The 17,003-nt window shown below is 42.2% G+C and carries 13 protein-coding genes; 11 read left to right on the top strand and 2 right to left on the bottom strand.

Annotated features, from left to right (window positions below; all coding sequences use genetic code 11):
* Nucleotides 1–18: 18 nt before the first annotated feature.
* From map to FFR60_RS04360, 6 genes are all read left to right on the top strand, one after another.
* Nucleotides 19–771, top strand: a complete 753-nt coding sequence (gene map / locus FFR60_RS04385; RefSeq protein WP_137663204.1) for a type I methionyl aminopeptidase — start codon at nt 19–21, stop codon at nt 769–771.
* Nucleotides 772–1,008: 237 nt separating this feature from the next.
* Entirely contained in the window at nt 1,009–2,112 is a 1,104-nt protein-coding gene (locus FFR60_RS04380; protein ID WP_137663203.1) for a hypothetical protein, read from the top strand.
* A gap of 306 nt (nt 2,113–2,418) precedes the next feature.
* A complete protein-coding gene (locus tag FFR60_RS04375; RefSeq protein WP_137663202.1) occupies nt 2,419–4,191 on the top strand; it encodes an oleate hydratase in 1,773 nt (590 codons plus the stop codon).
* Between the two features lie 129 nt (nt 4,192–4,320).
* Nucleotides 4,321–4,953, top strand: coding sequence for a hypothetical protein (locus FFR60_RS04370; RefSeq protein ID WP_137663201.1), 633 nt, complete (start codon nt 4,321–4,323; stop codon nt 4,951–4,953).
* Between the two features lie 345 nt (nt 4,954–5,298).
* Complete coding sequence (locus FFR60_RS04365; protein ID WP_137663332.1) at nt 5,299–6,327, top strand: NAD-dependent epimerase/dehydratase family protein; 1,029 nt, start codon at nt 5,299–5,301, stop codon at nt 6,325–6,327.
* A gap of 110 nt (nt 6,328–6,437) precedes the next feature.
* The gene (locus tag FFR60_RS04360) at nt 6,438–7,409 is read left to right on the top strand and encodes a diaminopimelate dehydrogenase (protein WP_137663200.1); all 972 of its coding nucleotides are present in this window, start codon (nt 6,438–6,440) and stop codon (nt 7,407–7,409) included.
* A gap of 46 nt (nt 7,410–7,455) precedes the next feature.
* Here FFR60_RS04360 and FFR60_RS04355 read toward each other — a convergent pair whose 3' ends face one another.
* Complete coding sequence (locus FFR60_RS04355) at nt 7,456–8,715, bottom strand: sensor histidine kinase (protein ID WP_137663199.1); 1,260 nt, start codon at nt 8,713–8,715, stop codon at nt 7,456–7,458.
* A gap of 8 nt (nt 8,716–8,723) precedes the next feature.
* Complete coding sequence (locus FFR60_RS04350) at nt 8,724–9,419, bottom strand: LytR/AlgR family response regulator transcription factor (protein WP_137663198.1); 696 nt, start codon at nt 9,417–9,419, stop codon at nt 8,724–8,726.
* A 165-nt stretch (nt 9,420–9,584) separates the two neighbouring features.
* On the opposite strand from FFR60_RS04350, the gene FFR60_RS04345 reads away from it, so the two are divergent.
* The 5 genes from FFR60_RS04345 to bglX all read left to right on the top strand — a co-directional run bounded on the left by FFR60_RS04345 (nt 9,585) and on the right by bglX (nt 17,002).
* A complete protein-coding gene (locus FFR60_RS04345) occupies nt 9,585–10,346 on the top strand; it encodes an ABC transporter ATP-binding protein (RefSeq protein WP_137663197.1) in 762 nt (253 codons plus the stop codon).
* Nucleotides 10,327–12,423, top strand: coding sequence for an FtsX-like permease family protein (locus FFR60_RS04340; protein ID WP_137663196.1), 2,097 nt, complete (start codon nt 10,327–10,329; stop codon nt 12,421–12,423). Before FFR60_RS04345 ends, FFR60_RS04340 begins: the two co-directional genes overlap by 20 nt.
* Nucleotides 12,424–12,575: 152 nt before the next feature.
* Entirely contained in the window at nt 12,576–13,409 is an 834-nt protein-coding gene (locus FFR60_RS04335) for a helix-turn-helix transcriptional regulator (RefSeq protein ID WP_137663195.1), read from the top strand.
* A 96-nt stretch (nt 13,410–13,505) separates the two neighbouring features.
* Nucleotides 13,506–14,783 (top strand): PTS sugar transporter subunit IIC, encoded by a 1,278-nt coding sequence (locus FFR60_RS04330; RefSeq protein WP_137663194.1) that lies wholly within the window; start codon nt 13,506–13,508, stop codon nt 14,781–14,783.
* Nucleotides 14,783–17,002, top strand: a complete 2,220-nt coding sequence (bglX, locus tag FFR60_RS04325; RefSeq protein WP_137663193.1) for a beta-glucosidase BglX — start codon at nt 14,783–14,785, stop codon at nt 17,000–17,002. The genes FFR60_RS04330 and bglX overlap by 1 nt, the downstream gene beginning before the upstream one ends.
* Nucleotide 17,003 lies beyond the last annotated feature (1 nt).

The raw sequence follows: 17,003 nt of genomic DNA, 5'->3' as shown, positions 1-17,003 counted from the left end.
AATTTTAGGAGTAATTAAATGGTCAATTTGAAATCAAGCAGAGAAATCGAACAAATGAAGGAATCCGGCGCTATTCTAGCCGGTATCCATAAGCAGCTACGCGAGATTATCGTTCCGGGAATCACAACGAAGGAAATCAATCAATTCGTTCAAGAAAAAGTGGAGGAAGCAGGAGCGACAGCGGCACAAATCGGCTTTGAAGGCTATGAATTTGCGACCTGTACGAGTGTGAATGATGAGATCTGTCACGGCTTTCCCTCAAATTATCGCTTAAAATCCGGTGATGTGCTGAAGGTCGATTTTTGTGTCGACTATCATGGCGCGATCTCTGATAGCTGCTGGACTTATGCAGTTGGCGAGATCACCCCTGAGCACCAAGCGTTGATGGACGTGACGAAAGAAGCCTTGATGATCGGGATCGAACAAGCCCAAGTCGGCAACCGTGTTGGTGATATCGGACACGCGATCCAAACCTATGCAGAAGGCAAAGGCTATGGTGTCGTCCAAGATTTTCTGGCCCATGGGATTGGACCAACGATCCATGAAGAACCCTTTTTCCCGCATTTTGGAACAGCCGGTAAAGGTCCGCGTCTAAAAGAAGGCATGACGATCACGATCGAACCGATGATCACGACGGGCACTTGGGAGGCTGGGATCGACGGCAACGGCTGGACTGCCCGTACGCTAGACGGCAGCTACTGCGCTCAGTATGAACATTCCATCGCCATCACTAAAGATGGGCCGATCATTATGACCCAGCAAGAAGCTTAATCAATTTATGAAGAGAAATTCGGAAAATATAATCCGGATTTCTTTTTTTTGTCCAATTATTAAACTTTTGGGAAAAAAGACGTTAAAATTATTTTTCAAATCAAACGCTTAATTTTTTATTAAAAGAAACATTTTTATTTCTATTTACAAAACCATTATTTAATTTGTATCATAGGTTTATAAAAAATAAAGAAAACGATTTCTTAAAATATTAATTGTAAGTGGGGGACTGAAAATATGGAGGCAGTGAAATTAGGGCAAAGACAGGTATTTTTGATGAAAAAAGAGAGTTTAACCAAACGAGTACAAATGTTTTACGAGCAGACGAAAAATATTGAGCAATTGATTCAGTATATGGTAGCCATCCTTGTGCGGAATGCTCTTAGTCAAGGGATCTTTACGGAGCAGCTAAAGGAGTTGGCTCGAGAAATCTATCTTACCTCAGAGCCGAATGATACGCTGCGCCAATACAGTCCATTTTTCAAGCATTGCTTTAGCGGAGGCGAATGGAAAGAACTCATCAAAAAAATGTTCAAGAATGAGTCAACTTATTTCGACAGTACCAAAGAAGCGCGTTTCTATAATAACTATTTAGGAAAAGACGGCACTCTCAATAATCGCAGAGAAGGTCTTGTTTATCATGTGGAATCTGTTTTTGAAGACGCTGCCGGGAAAAAGCATAAATTGACGATTCCTGATACAGATCCAACGAAAAACGAAGAACAGACCGAGAATATTTTACGGACTTTATCGATCCTGACGGTTTTTGAAAATGCCGGAGTGAGGAAATTTGTTGAATATGTCAGCTATAAAACACCGGGAATGACTATCGCATCTGCTCACAATAGCCGCAAGGAAAAGAAAGCGGCAGCCGCTGAAGCAACAGATGATACTGAAAAGAGTACACCTCAACAAGAAAATCCTCAAAAGCAGTCTGTTCACAGCACGTCAGTCAAAAATGAAACAGGTCAAATATTATCGGCTGATCAAAAATCTGATGATGACAAAGCCTTGATAGAAGAATTATCGCCAACAGAACGGATCGGAAACCGCGCCCCATCAGCAAAAAAGGCTAAAAAAGCTGAAACCTCAAGCGGAAATGAATCCGCTTCACCAGTGAATCCGTCGACCTCAGATAAAAGTAAAGATCAAGCAAAGGCACAGCCCGCCGCGAAGAAAAAAACGAATAAGCCGCTAGATTTGCCGAAAAAACCAGATACCTCTCACATGCGCTATGGCAAAAGCGAGGCCCAGATAGAAAAGGAACGGGAAAACAGACGCCTTCAACGAGAAGCCGCCAAGCAGAGCGGTAAAAAGAAGAAAAAGAAAAAACGGAAATAGTTAAGTAGCTGTTTTGACCAATTCAAGAAACTGCATGATTGAAAAAAAATTGAGTCAATCAGGCTTCTTTAGTCTGGGCAAAAATAGAAATGCTAGTTTTCTTTTTGCGAAGCGCGACTAGTCAAAAGTGTTTGAGTGATTTTTTGCGGAGAAAATTCATTTCGACTGATTTTTTTGAGTTATTGATCAGATTTTTTAGACAAATTGGCGAAATAGTCTAGTTTTTCCAAAACGCAAGAGCGTCTTGTTTTCATTAAAAATTCCCTGCTGGTATGCTGAAACTAGATTATTAGAGGAGGGAACATCATGAGATATACGAATGGAAATTACGAAGCTTTTGCTAGGCCGAGAAAACCAGCAGGCGTTGATGAGAAGAGCGCTTATATTGTTGGTGCTGGATTGGCTGGATTAGCCGCTGCTGTTTTTCTGATCAGAGATGGCCAAATGAAGGGTGACCGGATTCACATTTTTGAAGAGCTTTCCTTATCCGGCGGCTCCTTGGATGGGAAATTCATTCCCCACGACGGTTTTGTGACCCGCGGCGGACGTGAAATGGAAAATCATTTTGAATGTTTATGGGATTTATTCCGCTCTGTACCGTCATTGGAAGTAGAAGATGCGTCCGTCTTGGATGAATTTTATTGGTTGGACCATGATGATCCCAACTCATCAAATTGCCGGATCATTCATAACCGCGGCGAACGAGCAGAGGATGATGGCGACTTTACTTTGTCGAAAAAAGCTCAAAAGGAATTAGTCGATTTGTTTATGACCTCAGAGGATCAATTGATCGGCAAGAAGATCGAAGATGTATTTGGCGAAGAATTCTTTGCATCCAACTTTTGGCTGTACTGGTGCTCGATGTTTGCCTTTGAAAAATGGCATTCAGCGATTGAAATGCGCCGCTACGTAATGCGTTTCATCCATCATATCAAAGGCTTGCCGGACTTTACCGCCTTGAAATTTACCCGCTACAATCAATATGACTCATTAGTAAAACCATTGTTGTCATTTTTGAATGATCACGGAGTTGATTTCCAATACGAAACCAAGATCAACAATATCCAAGTCGAAGCAACACCTGACAAAAAGGTTGCGAAGAAAATCTTGCTGACCCGTTCAGGCAAAGCTGAAGAAATCGAACTGACAGAAAACGATTTGGTCTTTGTTACTAATGGTTCGATCACTGAAAGTTCCACAGAAGGCGATCACCATACACCTGCGCCAATTACTCATGAATTAGGCGGCAGCTGGAATCTATGGAAAAACTTGGCGAAGCAATCACCAGAATTCGGTCATCCAGAAGTCTTTTGCGACAATTTACCGGATGAAAGCTGGTTTGTTTCGGCAACAGTCACTTGGGAAAACTTTGATATCGAACCTTATATTTCACGCTTGACCAAACGGAAATTGCGTACCGGAAGAATCGTGACCGGCGGGATCATTACCATCAAAGACTCTAATTGGTTAATGAGCTTTGCGACCCACCGCCAACCGCATTTCAAGGAACAAAACGATCAGCAAACCGTCACTTGGGTCTATGGCTTATTGTCTAATACTCCCGGAAACTACATCAAGAAACCGATTGAACAATGCAGCGGGCAAGAGATCGTACAAGAATTGATGTATCACTTAGGTGTGCCAGAAGATGACATTAAGAAATTCTCAGAAGAATCTTGTGTTGTGACCCCAGTTTATATGCCGTTTATCACGTCATACTTCATGCTGCGGGAACCAGGCGACCGCCCATTAGTAATTCCAAACGGGTCGGAAAACTTGGCCTTCATCGGAAACTTCGCCGAAACGGAACGAGATACCGTCTTCACCACTGAATATTCTGTTCGGACTGCGATGGAAGCTGTCTATTCCTTCTTAGACATCGAACGCGGTGTGCCTGAAGTCTTTGCTTCAGCGTATGACATTCGAACCTTAGCCAACTCAGTTTATTACTTGAGCGATCGTAAGAAGCTTTCTGAAATGGATCTGCCATTCGTTGAGAAAAAAGTGCTGGAGCATTTCGTTAAGAAAGTGGAAGATACCTATATCGGTGATGTGTTGAAGGACAATCATTTATTGTAAACGATATAAACCGCAGGCAGCAGCCATTTTATGGAAGCTGCCTGCGGTTTTTTTCGTTCGTATATATCAAGAAAGCTTTTATTGCCCCGCATGTTCTGCTATCTTTGAAGTAGTAAAGGAGGAGTGAAAATGAAAAAATTTATTGGGGTTTTGTTTGTTTTAGCGGTATTTTCTTTATCTGCCTGTCAGAACGACAGCACTGAAAAGCAGAATCAAGAAAGTACAACCAAACAAACATCAGCAGCACAGGAAACAAGCAGTTCATTGGACAAGGGTAGTGCAATGGATATGAAGGGGAAGCTTCAGAAACTATACAATAAGAATAATTCTGAGGACTATGACACTGTCTGGTTTTATGCCAGCGAGAAACATGAGAAAAACTATCTGATTGCTTTTATTTCTGAAAATGAAAACGGAAGTGCCGAACAAATCAAGGTAGTTACAAGTAAAGGCGGAAACTATCACTTAGATACAGATGACATGGATGTGCAGGTAGAAGGAGAGAGTGACGATGAGGTCTTTTCGTTGCCGGACACCCAGTCGATGGTACAGTTTTCTGTAAAGCATAAGTATTATGAGGAGATTGACGGGGAACCGTTTGAGCGATACTATTATTACCTTTATGATATTACCGAGGATAAAGCGAGACATACCAATACGGAGAGAAGCGTTGGTGAGTATAACGAAGACTTTGTTTTAAAAGGGGTGCAATGTAAAAATAATAAGGTCGATGTTGAAAAATGTCTGAATGAGAATTTCTAGCTGATTTATCAATTAAAAACCAAGAAATGGATTGCACGCAGTCATCCGTTTCTTGGTTTTTTGACTATAAAGAAAGTATAGAATTTCAACATGAATAAATCGCTTTGTAGCGGGTATATCCATGTCTGGCTTCACGAACTAGCTTTATCGGCAATAAGCAAAAATATTTCGAAATTTGAGAAGCAATTTAGAAATATTTTGGTCTTATTGCTCAAAAGCTGAGCGAGTTCGCGAAGCCTTTCTTACTTTAGTAAAATGACAGTCAAAACTTTTTTGGTCAATTCTCTTGCCATAAACCATGGTTCAGGGTTTAAAGTAGGTAAAAATTGATGGAGGTCTTCAATGATGACAGACAAAGTATTAGTAACAGGCGGCACAGGCTTTTTAGGCATGCAAATGCTCTTGCAATTATTAAACAAAGGCTACGATGTTCGGACAACGGTGCGTTCATTGAAAAGCAAAGACAAGGTGCTTACTACCTTGCGGAATAATGGGGTATCGAATCTTGATCGGCTTTCATTTATCGAAGCGGATCTTTCAAAGGATGATAATTGGGAGGCGGCGATGGCAGATCGTGATTATGTACTAAGTGTTGCCTCACCTGTGTTCTTTGAGATTCCCAAGGATGAAACAGAAGTGATTCGGCCTGCGATCGAAGGAATCATCCGCATCTTAAAAGCAGCGACTCGTACAAAGGTGAAACGGGTCGTAATGACTTCGAATTTCGGCGCGGTGGGTTTTACTAATCAGGACTGGCAGACCGTTACTACCGAAAAGGATTGGACGGATGAAAATGCCAAGGGTCTTTCCGCGTATGAAAAATCAAAACTATTAGCCGAAAAAGCGGCTTGGAAGTTTATCGCAACAGAAGGGAACGGCCTGGAATTTGCGACGATCAATCCCGTGGCGATTTTTGGACCATCACTAGACAGCCATGTTTCCGGCAGCTTTGATTTATTGAAAGGGATCGCCAGCGGTTCGATGAAGATGATTCCGAATATCCAATTGAACGTTGTCGATGTCCGGGATGTTGTTGATCTGCACATTCGAGCAATGACCACACCAGCCGCCGCCGGACAGCGTTTCATTGCCTCGACGGACGGAATGATCTCGATGCCGGAGATCGCGGCCTTAATACGGAAAGAACGTCCGCAATTAGCTGAACAGGTTTCAAAAAGAACAATGCCTAATGGGCTGCTGAAACTAGCCTCTCACTTTAATGCGACAGCGAAAGAAGGGCAATTCATGGCTGAGATGAACCGCAATGTCAGCAACGCGAAAGCCAGAGAGGTTTTGGGCTGGAAACCGATCGGAACCAAAGAGGATGCGGTGCTGACTGCCGTTGACAGCTTGCTTAAATATGATTTAGTTTAAAGTACTTGAGAGGTTCTTAAAGCAGCTTCCTTTTTACGGAATGAGATTTTTCTAATGCTGATCTTCTATTTATAGTATAATTCTAATAAATAGGATTAGGAGGACAACGAATGATCAAAATAGCAATTGTCGGATATGGAAACTTAGGGCGCGGTGTGGAACGAGCGTTGAAGCAGAATGCAGATATGGAACTAGTCGGAGTATTCTCAAGAAGAGATCCAGCGACCGTGCAGACCGATGGCGCTTCAGTCTATACGTTAGATGAGCTGGAAGCACAAAAAGGCAAAATCGATGTTTGTATTTTATGTGGCGGTTCGGCGACCGACTTGCCTGTCCAAACACCAGCGATTACGAAAAACTTCAATACGATCGACAGCTTTGATACCCATGCGAAAATTCCTGAACATTTCGCCAATGTCGATCAGGCGGCGAAAGAAAGTCAAACTGTTTCAGTGATCTCGACAGGCTGGGACCCCGGCTTGTTCAGCTTGAATCGTTTGTATGCTCAAAGTATTTTACCAGAAGGCGAGACCTATACTTTCTGGGGCAAAGGTGTCAGCCAAGGGCACTCTGATGCCTTGAGAAGAATCAAAGGCGTTGCCGACGCGATCCAATATACGATCCCTAAAAGTGAAGTTATCGAGAAATTAAAAGCCGGTGAAAAGCTGGAATTGACGACTCGAGACAAACATTTGCGGGAGTGTTTCGTGGTCTTAGAAGCAGACGCTGATGAAGCGGCGATCAAAGAAGAAATCGTGACGATGCCGAATTACTTTGATGAATACGATACGATCGTTCATTTTATTTCAGCAGCAGAACTGAAGCGCGATCACCGTGCAATGCCTCACGGCGGAACGGTCTTACGGACAGGGAAAACTCATGAGAACACGAAGCAAGTGATCGAATACAATCTTCAACTAGAAAGCAATCCTGAATTTACTGCCAGTGTATTAGTTGCTTATGCCAGAGCATGTGCTCGCTTGGCAGCAGAAAAACAATACGGTGCCTTTACCGTATTGGATATCGCACCCAAATACTTATCACCGGTCGATGATGCGACATTAAGAAAAGAATTACTATAAGCAAAAAAAGCGAAGTGACCTAGTTTACTAGGTGCCACTTCGCTTTTTAAATATCGCTGATTAAGACAACTACGGAAAATCGTTTGTCATCATAGGTGATATCCAAGGTGCCGTCATAGCTTTCAACAATTGATTTAACGGCTTGCAGCCCAATGCCGTGCTCGTCCGGCTGTTCCTTGGTAGAGAAAAAACGATTTCCTTTTTTCTGGATTTTTTTAATCTTCGTATTCTTGATCTCATAGCTGAAAAAACCGTTATAGTATCTAGCCTTTAAGGTAATCTCCTTTTTCGCCGCGTCCTTTGCGGCATCAATAGCATTATCCAGCGTGTTGCCAAACAATGAACAGAGACTAATATCATCGATCGTTATCAGCGTATCAATGTCTAACTGCATCGAACACTTGATTTGATAATCCTGCATCATTTGATATTTGGCATTCAAAACGGCATTGACGATACTATTTTTACAAAAAATATGATTAGCGAGGCTATGCTGTTTTGTTAAATTTGCTAAATATTCCTCGGCCTGCTCCGGCTGTTCTTCCCGCATCAAATTGAGCATGACACTAAAGTGATTATTCATATCATGATGAATTTTCCGCAGCTGTTTTTGATTCCCTTCTAATTCCTGATAATACTCCTTTTGCATTTGCAAACTTTGATTTTCTAATTTGTAGCGAAAGCTTTTCGCGATGTGACCGGTCATATACAAACTGCAGATGCTGGTCAGAATACAAGCAAAAGCAGCCGGATAGATCATTCGTGCATCTGACGGGGTAAAGATAATCAAGCTGATCATGGCAATTAGCGGCGTCAAGCAGATAAAATCAAGGATCAGCCAGAACTTAGCTGGGATCTGCGTTTTTGCATAAGGCAATGAATAGCTGAAAAAGCGATACATGCCGTACCAAATCAAGCCCCGCAGCAAATGCGCTGTTCCATGCAGAAAATAATCCAAAGCCAGCATTTTTCCTCCAGCCAGCCAAATCCTCATTCCGATGTCTTCCAATAAAAAGTTCAATGCCACAATAAAGGGATATAAAGACAGCACTAAAGAAATTTTGTGTATGACGGGGCCTTTTAAAAACAATAGAAAAGCGGCCGAAAAAAACAGAAAGATAAAGCATACATTTGTCGCATCATTGGGATAAATAGGCAACGATATGGCAATAAAGTTTATAAAAAAAAGTAGTAATTGAAGGAACTGATTTTCTTTAACAGGAATAAATGTCGCGATCAGCTGATAAAGAAAATACGATCCAAGTAAAGCAGTCCCCTGATTAACGAGAATTTTAATTATAATCATTCGACCACCTACCCTAACATGTTCTTAGCAAAGCTGACCATCAGCGACTGACGGTATTTCCTGCTGATGGGTAATTGTTCCCGATTGCAATAAAGAAAAGCGGACTCGACTTGATCCACATAGTTCAAATTGACTAAAAAGCGATTGTGAATTCTGAGAAAGTGATCAGGCAGCCGGAGCTCGCTCAGCTTTCCATAAAAGGTGCAGGAATCTTTGACGGTTACTACTGTAAGCATGCGGCGGTCACTGGTGAAATAGCAGATATCCTTCAGCGCTATTTTAGTGATGCCGGCTTTTTGCTCGACGACAAAATATTTAGGCTGGGCCGTCTCCAGCTCATCTAGGGCTTTATGTAAAACCTCAATAATCTTTTCCTCGCCATAAGGCTTCAATAGGTAATTCAAGGCTTTCACTTCATATCCTTGAAAGACAAAATCAGCAAAAGCTGTGATAAAGACGATCACCGCATGCTGATTGATTTTTCGCAGCCGCTTGGCTGTTTCGATGCCATCCAAAGTGTTCATTTCAATATCTAAAAAAAGCAGATCAATGGCTTCTTGCCGGCTGCTGCTAAGTAATTCTTCCCCCGAAGAAAACTCACTAACCTGATAGTCAAGTCCTTGCAGCTGCAAGGCCGGCTCAATTATTTTTATCAATGCTTTGCGCATTTCTTTTTCATCATCACAACAAACAACCTTTAACATTTCACAACCCTCCATTTTTCATCATTATATCATTAAAAGATAACCAAAAATGACATAAAAAGCGTCAAAGTTTACAAAATGACTCATAGGTAAAAGCGATCGATTTTCTTAGAATAAGGGTATAGCAAACAAGAGTGTCAGCTCTGTGAAATAGGAGGAAGAAAAATGTTAACTGTGGATCATTTATACAAAAGTTTTCATACTGGCAGGGTCCAGTATGACGTGTTGAAGGACGTGACCTTTACCATCGATGAAAGTGAATTTGTAGCGGTAATGGGACCGTCAGGAAGCGGGAAAACGACCTTATTAAACTGTATTTCCTGTTTTATTCCCTATGAAAAAGGGGAGATTCGTTTAGATGATACTTTGTTGGCGAATTTGGATGAAGAAGCGATGGCTGAGGTACGCAATAAGAAGCTAGGCTTTGTTTTTCAGGATTTTATGCTGCTGGATGGATTGACGATCTTTGAAAATGTCTGTGTCCCTAAAGTAATCACGCAAGCACCGTATCGTCCGATGGAACAGAAGGTGACGAAGCTGCTCCAATTATTTGGGATCGATTCGATTGCCAACAAATATCCGGTGGAAATCTCTGGCGGACAAAAACAGCGGACGGCAGTAGCCAGAGCGTTGATGAATGACCCGCTGATCTTATTAGCCGATGAACCGACCGGAAATCTTGATAGTAAATCTCGTGATACTGTGATCGAAGCCTTTATCGAAGCCAAACGTACATTAGGAGCAACGATCTTCATGGTGACCCACGATACCTTTTCAGCGAGCTATTGTGATCGCGTATTGGTTATGAAGGACGGTACGATTTTTACCGAGCTGGTAAGAAAGGGTACCAGACAACAATTCTTTGATGAATTGCTCCAAATATTAAAAGAATTGGAGGGCAATCCTGATGAAGCTATCCATGTCTGATTTATTAAAGAAGCTGCGGAAATACAATCAGCGCAATTATCTGCAATTTGTGTTCTGCATGACTTTTTCGGTGCTATTAATCACTTCCTATGCGGTGATGCTGTATAGTACACTCGTCCAGCAGACGCTGCCAGTCGGAGGAGACAGTCGGAAGCAAGTCATGATGATCTTTGCGATCGCACTGGCCGGGTGTCTGATTTTTATCGTCTACTCAGCAGGCTTGTTTTTGAAATATAAAAGCCGTGAAACGGGAGTCTTTTTAGCCTTAGGGGCCAAAAAGAATTATTTAGCCAAAAAACTAACGATCGAGCTGCTGCAATTAATGCTGGCTTGCATTGTCAGCGGAGTTTTATTCGGGATTGGTTTAGCTTTTCTGATTTGGCGGATTTTTCAACTGGTGTTGTCGAATCTTGGCGACATGACTTTAGGGTTATCATTTACCGGTGTTGCCATCGGAGCTGCATTTGGCCTTGTTTCGATGATTTTAGTTTTGTTCCAGCTGTATCGTTTTGTTCGTCGAACAGATATGATGGAGATTTTATACCATCAGCAAACGAGTGAGCCATTGCGCCCTGTCACTACTAAGTATGGGGTTTCGGGTGTTGTCCTGTTAGCTGCAGGTGTCCTTTTAGGCTTTGTTGGAAGGACCGTTGTAGGCCACATGGGCTTTCAGCTTCCCGCCCTCTGGAATTTAACCTATTTGCTTTCTTTAGTGGGAATTTATCGGATCATGACCTATACGATTATGAAAAACAAACGCGGCCGTAATCCGCAGCAGTATTATAATCATTTGATCGCTGCAAATATGATGAAATTTCAAGGACGTCAAACGGTTCGCAATATGAGTATTGTCGCTTTATTGCTGGCTGCCAGCATCTTTGCCAGTTTTTACCCGCCGCAGCTAGCCAATTCAAGGCAATCTGTTTTAGAATCACCTGCTGATTATACATTGCATTACCAGCTTTCAGAAGATGAGGTGGATCAAGCAGCTATCTACCGACTCGCGAAAAAACACGATGTTAAAATCAAAGGATATCAAGAAATCATCTTTTCAGAGCTTATAATCAGCGGTGTTGAACGGGACTGGACAGATGACGGCAAGTTAAAAGAAGAATACATCCCAGATTATCGCTTAGCCGATTTTATCGACGCGACGACCTTCAATCAAGAAATGAAGCAAAAGCTGGTGGTACCAGAAGGAACATATTACAAGATCAAAGGAAAAGAAGCGACAGAAAGCTTTTTTGAAAAAGATAGCGATATGGATCAAGTAACGAATCCAGTGACCAAACAAAAGACAGCGCTAAAGTTTGCCGGTACCATCGTTTCTCAGCAATTGATCAATAACGGCAATTCGCGATATATTTTGAATGATCAGGATTATCATAAAATCACCAGTCAGTTAAATGCAAAGCACCAAATAAAACAGATTCTCTTCAATGTGGCAGATGTGGAGGTGTCGTATCCCTTTGCTCAAGAACTGTATCAAGTGTTTCTTTCAAAAGCGTCACCAAAAATGGCGGTCCAAAAAAATTATGATGCCTATCAAGAATCAAAAGCATTAACTGAAAATCAGCGCTACGATTATGGCGAGAAAATGAAACTTACAGTGGAAAATCATGATCTAATGGAGTATTGGAAGTATTATCCCATGATGAAGATTTTGGTGCAAAACACCTTCTTTCAAACCACAGCGGTCTATTTCTTAGTCTTCATTTATGTTGCGATCATTTGTCTAGCAGCTGTCGGAGTAATCTCTTATACGAGAAGTATTACGATTGGTTTGACCAATCAGCAGCTGTTTGAAGACTTGAAACGTTTAGGCGCGAACAATCGCTACATTCGCAAATGTGTGATCAATCAATTAAATAAATTATTCGTTGTTCCTACACTTGTGGCAGCGCTCATGATTTATGCCTTTACGTTACTGATCTTTGGAGTGAATGACGGACAAATCACCAGCAATGAAACTCGCGCGCTAATGATGGACAGCGCCCTGCTTGGCTTGATACTCATTTATCAGCTGATCATCTACAGCGTGTCCTTCCGTAAGATCAAAGGGATTTTGAATATTTAAGCGCAGCTTCGATTGTAATATCTTGATAATCGATTAAAATTAAAAGCTCAAGGAAAAAACCAAATTGGTTGCTCCTTGAGTTTTTCTTTTGCTTAATTTTAGCGGATTGGGTACGTTACAAGTAATAAAATTTGGAAAAGCGAGGTAGGAATATGAAGTATGAAAAAATCTCACCAACAGATAATTACCCGTATAAAATCTTTTCGTTTCATTCAAAATCATCCGACCGTCTGATTCCACCCCATTGGCATGAAAGCTTAGAGCTGCTTTTTTGCTTTTCTGGTGAACTGGAGGTCATTTTCGCAGGACAAACCTATCATTTAAAGGCGCAGGAATTCATTATTATCAATTCGAATCATGTTCATTCAACGAGAAGTCCGGTTTTAGGCGAGTGTTTAGTGATCCAGTTTCCTTTGGAATATCTGCAAAGAATCACCGAGGAGCAGTATCTCAAGCAGTTTTTGTTCAAGGCGATCCCCGATCAGCAATACTCAGAGGCGCTGGCTTGTTTGCTGTTCATCTATCAGAATTTTTCTTCGGCCGATTTAGTCAATCATTTGTACGTGAAAGCGAAGATTTATGAATTGTTAGCCATTCTTTGCGAAAGTAATACATTTTCTAGTGCCAATATTTACGAGATCAAATCCTTTAAGTACTTGGAGAAAATGAAAGTGGTCAACCAATATATTCAAGATCATCACACGCAAAATTTGATGATCGAAGAGGTAGCAAAAATATTTAATTATAATCCGTCGTATTTTTCGCGTTTCTACAAAAAATTTATGGGAATCACCTTTACTGAATACCTCAATTCTATTCGATTAGATGCCGCCTACAAGGAAATGCGGGACACTGATAAAACGATTTTGGAAATTGGGTTGAATAATGGCTTTGCGACGAATAAGACGTTTTACAACGTTTTTCGCAATAAATTTGGCATGTCGCCGCAAAAGTTTCGCCAGCAGTTTCTCAAAAAAAGTAATTAAATTTCCACTTTGTCGTAAAAAAGCGGAACGACTTGGAACCACTAACGATTCTATAATGAAAGCGTTATAACAATCGTTTGATGAGGAGGAGCAACATTGAAAGAAAAATTCACAAATCTATTTAACAAACTGAATCCATGGTTTGATAAACTGGGTGCCAACCCTTACTTGCAGGCAATATCCGGCGCCATGATGGCAACCTTGGGTCCGCTTTTCATTGGTTCAATGTCGGTATTGATCGTTGTCTTGATGGGGATGGTGCCAGCCTTAGCAAAGCTGGATAAGCTGACTGAACTGTTGTCTAAAGTAAATACCATGACGCTCGGTGCTCTGGCAGTCTATATCGCGGTATTAATTGCGTATCACTTAGTAAAAAAATTGGATGAAGACGAAGATCCGATTTCTGCTTCGATAATTTCCTTGATTAGTTTTCTGATCATTACTCCTTTAGGGAAAATGGCGGATGATTCAATGGGGATTCCAACGAACTGGCTAGGCGCTCAAGGTGTGTTCTCTGCGCTGATCGTCGGGATTGTAAGCGCTCGTTTATACTTAGCGATCAAGCATCGCGGCTGGACGATCAAGATGCCGGCTGGTGTGCCGCCTATGGTGACAAAGACATTCGAAGCATTGATCCCAACGATTTTGATTGGACTATTATTTGCTATTGTTGATTTATTGTTTAGTCTGACAGCGTTTGGCAGCATGCATCAATTTGTTTACAGCATTATCCAAGAACCGCTGAAAGGTGTGGGCGGTTCGATCGCAGTGATGATCTTATTAAGTCTGTTGCAGCAAGTTTTATGGTTCTTCGGGATTCATGGGACCAATGTAATATTGCCGCTGGTTACACCCTTATGGTTAGCGATGGACTTGGAAAACTTGAATGCAGTTCAGGCGGGATTGACTCCGCCGAACATCGTAGGTCTGGCATTCTTTAATATCATTACTTGGAGCGGCTTAGGTTTGGGATTAGTGCTACTGATGCTGCGGGCTAAGAGCCAGCAATATCGCCAAGTCGGAAAGATATCGATCGTTCCCGCGATGTTTGGAATCACTGAACCAGTCATTTTTGGGACACCATTAGTATTGAATTTTGATCTGGCATTTCCTTTTATTACCAACAATGCCATCGCATTGACCTTGGCCTATGTACTGACCAAACTCGGAATCGTCGCAAAATTTATTGGAGTTCAGGCGATCTTTGGGTTGCCGCTCGGCTTCCACGCAGCGGTCGAAGGCAGCATCTCGATCATTTTATTACAATTATTTATCCAATTAGTCTTGTCGCCGGTTTTATGGTACCCGTGGTTCAAACGCCTAGATATGCGTACCTATAAAGAAGAACAAGCTGCTGAAGGAGTTAATGACTAATGCAAGAAGCAAAACTAAAAGAGCTGCTGGATTCATTGACGTGGACGGAAAAAGTCGGTCAATTGGTCCAACTATCTGGTGATTTCTTCCATAGTGAAGAATTAGCGGTTGGACCGAAAAAGAAATTAGGCATTACGCAGGAGACGATCGATGTTGTCGGTTCTGTTTTGAATGTCACAGGAGCTGAAACGACCCGCACCATCCAAGAGAAATACTTAAAAAAGAGCAAGCATAAAATCCCGCTGCTGTTTATGGCCGATATTATCTACGGTTACCGCACGATTTTTCCGATACCATTGGGCTTAGGTGCGACGTGGAATCCTGAGCTGATCGAGGAGGCCTACGGTGTCATTGCTCGAGAATCACGTTCTGCTGGTGCCCATGTGACGTATGCGCCGATGGTGGATTTAGTTCGCGATGCTCGCTGGGGACGCTCTTTAGAATCAACAGGAGAGGACCCTCAATTGAATGCTGATTTTGCAGAAGCGATGGTTCGCGGATTGCAGCAGGAACAAGATGAAAGTTTTGAAGGAATCGCTTCTTGTGTCAAACACTTTGCTGCCTATGGAGCCGCAGAGGCCGGGCGGGAATACAATACCGTGGATATGAGCGAACGTCGTTTAAGACAAGATTATTTAAGCGGGTATAAATCGGCAGTTGATGCGGGAGCGAAATTAGTCATGACCTCCTTCAATACGTATGATGGTATGCCTGCCACAGGCAATGAGTTCTTATTGAAAGAAATTCTCCGCAACGAATGGGGCTTTGACGGAGTGATCATTTCTGATTACGCTGCTGTCCAAGAATTGATTGCTCACGGTGTTGCCAAAGATGAACGGGAAGCGACCTTGTTAGCGATGAAGGCTACGAATGATATCGATATGAAGACCGGCTGCTACGCCAATGAGCTGGAGCCGTTGGTCAAAGAAGGAGCCATCGATCCAGAATTAGTCAATGACGCAGTTTGGCGTGTATTGAAGCTGAAAAATGAGTTAGGCTTGTTCGAAGATCCTTATCGCGGCAGCACCGTTCAGCGGGAACAACAGACTTTATTAACAGAAGAAAATAGAAGCTTGGCCCGCAAAGTCGCCCAAGAAGCGATCGTTTTATTGCAAAACAAAGAGGAACTGCTTCCTTTAAAACCCAATCAGGAGAAAATTCTATTAGTCGGACCTTATGGTGATGAACAGGATCTGATCGGGTTGTGGGCGGTCCATGGAAAAAGCTCTGATGTGGTTTCCATTAAAGCAGCGCTCGAAAAGGAACTAAGCAAAGAAGTATTTTCTTATGAAAAAGGCTGCGACCTGTTAGCAGATTATCAGTTTTTAGGAGAGTTCGGCGCAACCAAAGAACAGATCCATTCGTTAGGAATGTCGAAGGTGGAACAGGAAGCGGCGTTGAACAAAGCACTCGAGGCTGGTAAAAATGCGGACATCATCATTTATGCGATGGGTGAACACACGATGCAAAGCGGCGAAGCAGGCAGCCGTACGGATATTTCTTTACCGGCGATACAAAAAGAATTTATGGAGAAAATGGTCGCATTAGGCAAGAGGAATATTTTGATTGCCATCAGCGGCCGGCCGTTGACGCTTGCTAAAGAGGTTGAGCAGATGGATGCCATTATCCAGGCCTGGTTCCCGGGAACTGAGGGTGGAAATGCGCTTGTCGATATTCTATTCGGCAAGGTCAATCCATCCGGCAGACTCAGCATGGGCTTTCCAGAAAATGTTGGTCAGCTGCCAATGTCCTACAACGAATTTAAAACAGGACGTCCGCTGAACAGCAGCACGCATCGCGGTCGATTTGTTACAAAGTATTTAGACAGTTCAAATGCTCCGCTGTTCCCATTTGGTTTTGGTTTGAGTTATGGCACGGTAGTTTATGACGAACTGACACTAAGCTCAACGCAAATGACCGATGATTTAACTGTCTCGATCAAGCTGAAAAATGCTTCTGACTATGAACGGTTGGAAACAGTTCAACTGTATATTCAGGATGTTACCGGCTCGGTCGTTCGGCCAATCAAGGAATTAAAAAAATACCAAAAAGTAAGATTGCTGCCGCATGAAGAAAAGATCGTTGAGTTTTCTCTTCAGCGAAAGGATTTATACTACTATATGAAAGATATGCAGTTTGGCACTGAAGCAGGCGAATTTATCGTTTTTGTCGGTCGAAATGCCAATGATACGCAGCAAGCAGGTTTTGAACTGCTGTAAT

Origin of the sequence: Enterococcus hulanensis (genome assembly GCF_005405485.1) — a bacterium.
In the GTDB taxonomy this organism is placed as follows: Bacteria; Bacillota; Bacilli; order Lactobacillales; family Enterococcaceae; genus Enterococcus_A; species Enterococcus_A hulanensis.
Note: the sequence above shows the minus strand (reverse complement) of the source record. Positions and strands in the feature narration are given on the sequence as shown.

What these genes read in the sequence shown, in the direction of transcription:
- map (WP_137663204.1), top strand. Translation starts at nt 19, where the DNA reads ATGGTCAATTTGAAATCAAGCAGAGAAATCGAACAAATGAAGGAATCC.
- FFR60_RS04380 (WP_137663203.1), top strand. Translation starts at nt 1,009, where the DNA reads ATGGAGGCAGTGAAATTAGGGCAAAGACAGGTATTTTTGATGAAAAAA.
- FFR60_RS04375 (WP_137663202.1), top strand. Translation starts at nt 2,419, where the DNA reads ATGAGATATACGAATGGAAATTACGAAGCTTTTGCTAGGCCGAGAAAA.
- FFR60_RS04370 (WP_137663201.1), top strand. Translation starts at nt 4,321, where the DNA reads ATGAAAAAATTTATTGGGGTTTTGTTTGTTTTAGCGGTATTTTCTTTA.
- FFR60_RS04365 (WP_137663332.1), top strand. Translation starts at nt 5,299, where the DNA reads ATGACAGACAAAGTATTAGTAACAGGCGGCACAGGCTTTTTAGGCATG.
- FFR60_RS04360 (WP_137663200.1), top strand. Translation starts at nt 6,438, where the DNA reads ATGATCAAAATAGCAATTGTCGGATATGGAAACTTAGGGCGCGGTGTG.
- FFR60_RS04355 (WP_137663199.1), bottom strand. Translation starts at nt 8,715, where the DNA reads ATGATTATAATTAAAATTCTCGTTAATCAGGGGACTGCTTTACTTGGA.
- FFR60_RS04350 (WP_137663198.1), bottom strand. Translation starts at nt 9,419, where the DNA reads ATGTTAAAGGTTGTTTGTTGTGATGATGAAAAAGAAATGCGCAAAGCA.
- FFR60_RS04345 (WP_137663197.1), top strand. Translation starts at nt 9,585, where the DNA reads ATGTTAACTGTGGATCATTTATACAAAAGTTTTCATACTGGCAGGGTC.
- FFR60_RS04340 (WP_137663196.1), top strand. Translation starts at nt 10,327, where the DNA reads ATGAAGCTATCCATGTCTGATTTATTAAAGAAGCTGCGGAAATACAAT.
- FFR60_RS04335 (WP_137663195.1), top strand. Translation starts at nt 12,576, where the DNA reads ATGAAGTATGAAAAAATCTCACCAACAGATAATTACCCGTATAAAATC.
- bglX (WP_137663193.1), top strand. Translation starts at nt 14,783, where the DNA reads ATGCAAGAAGCAAAACTAAAAGAGCTGCTGGATTCATTGACGTGGACG.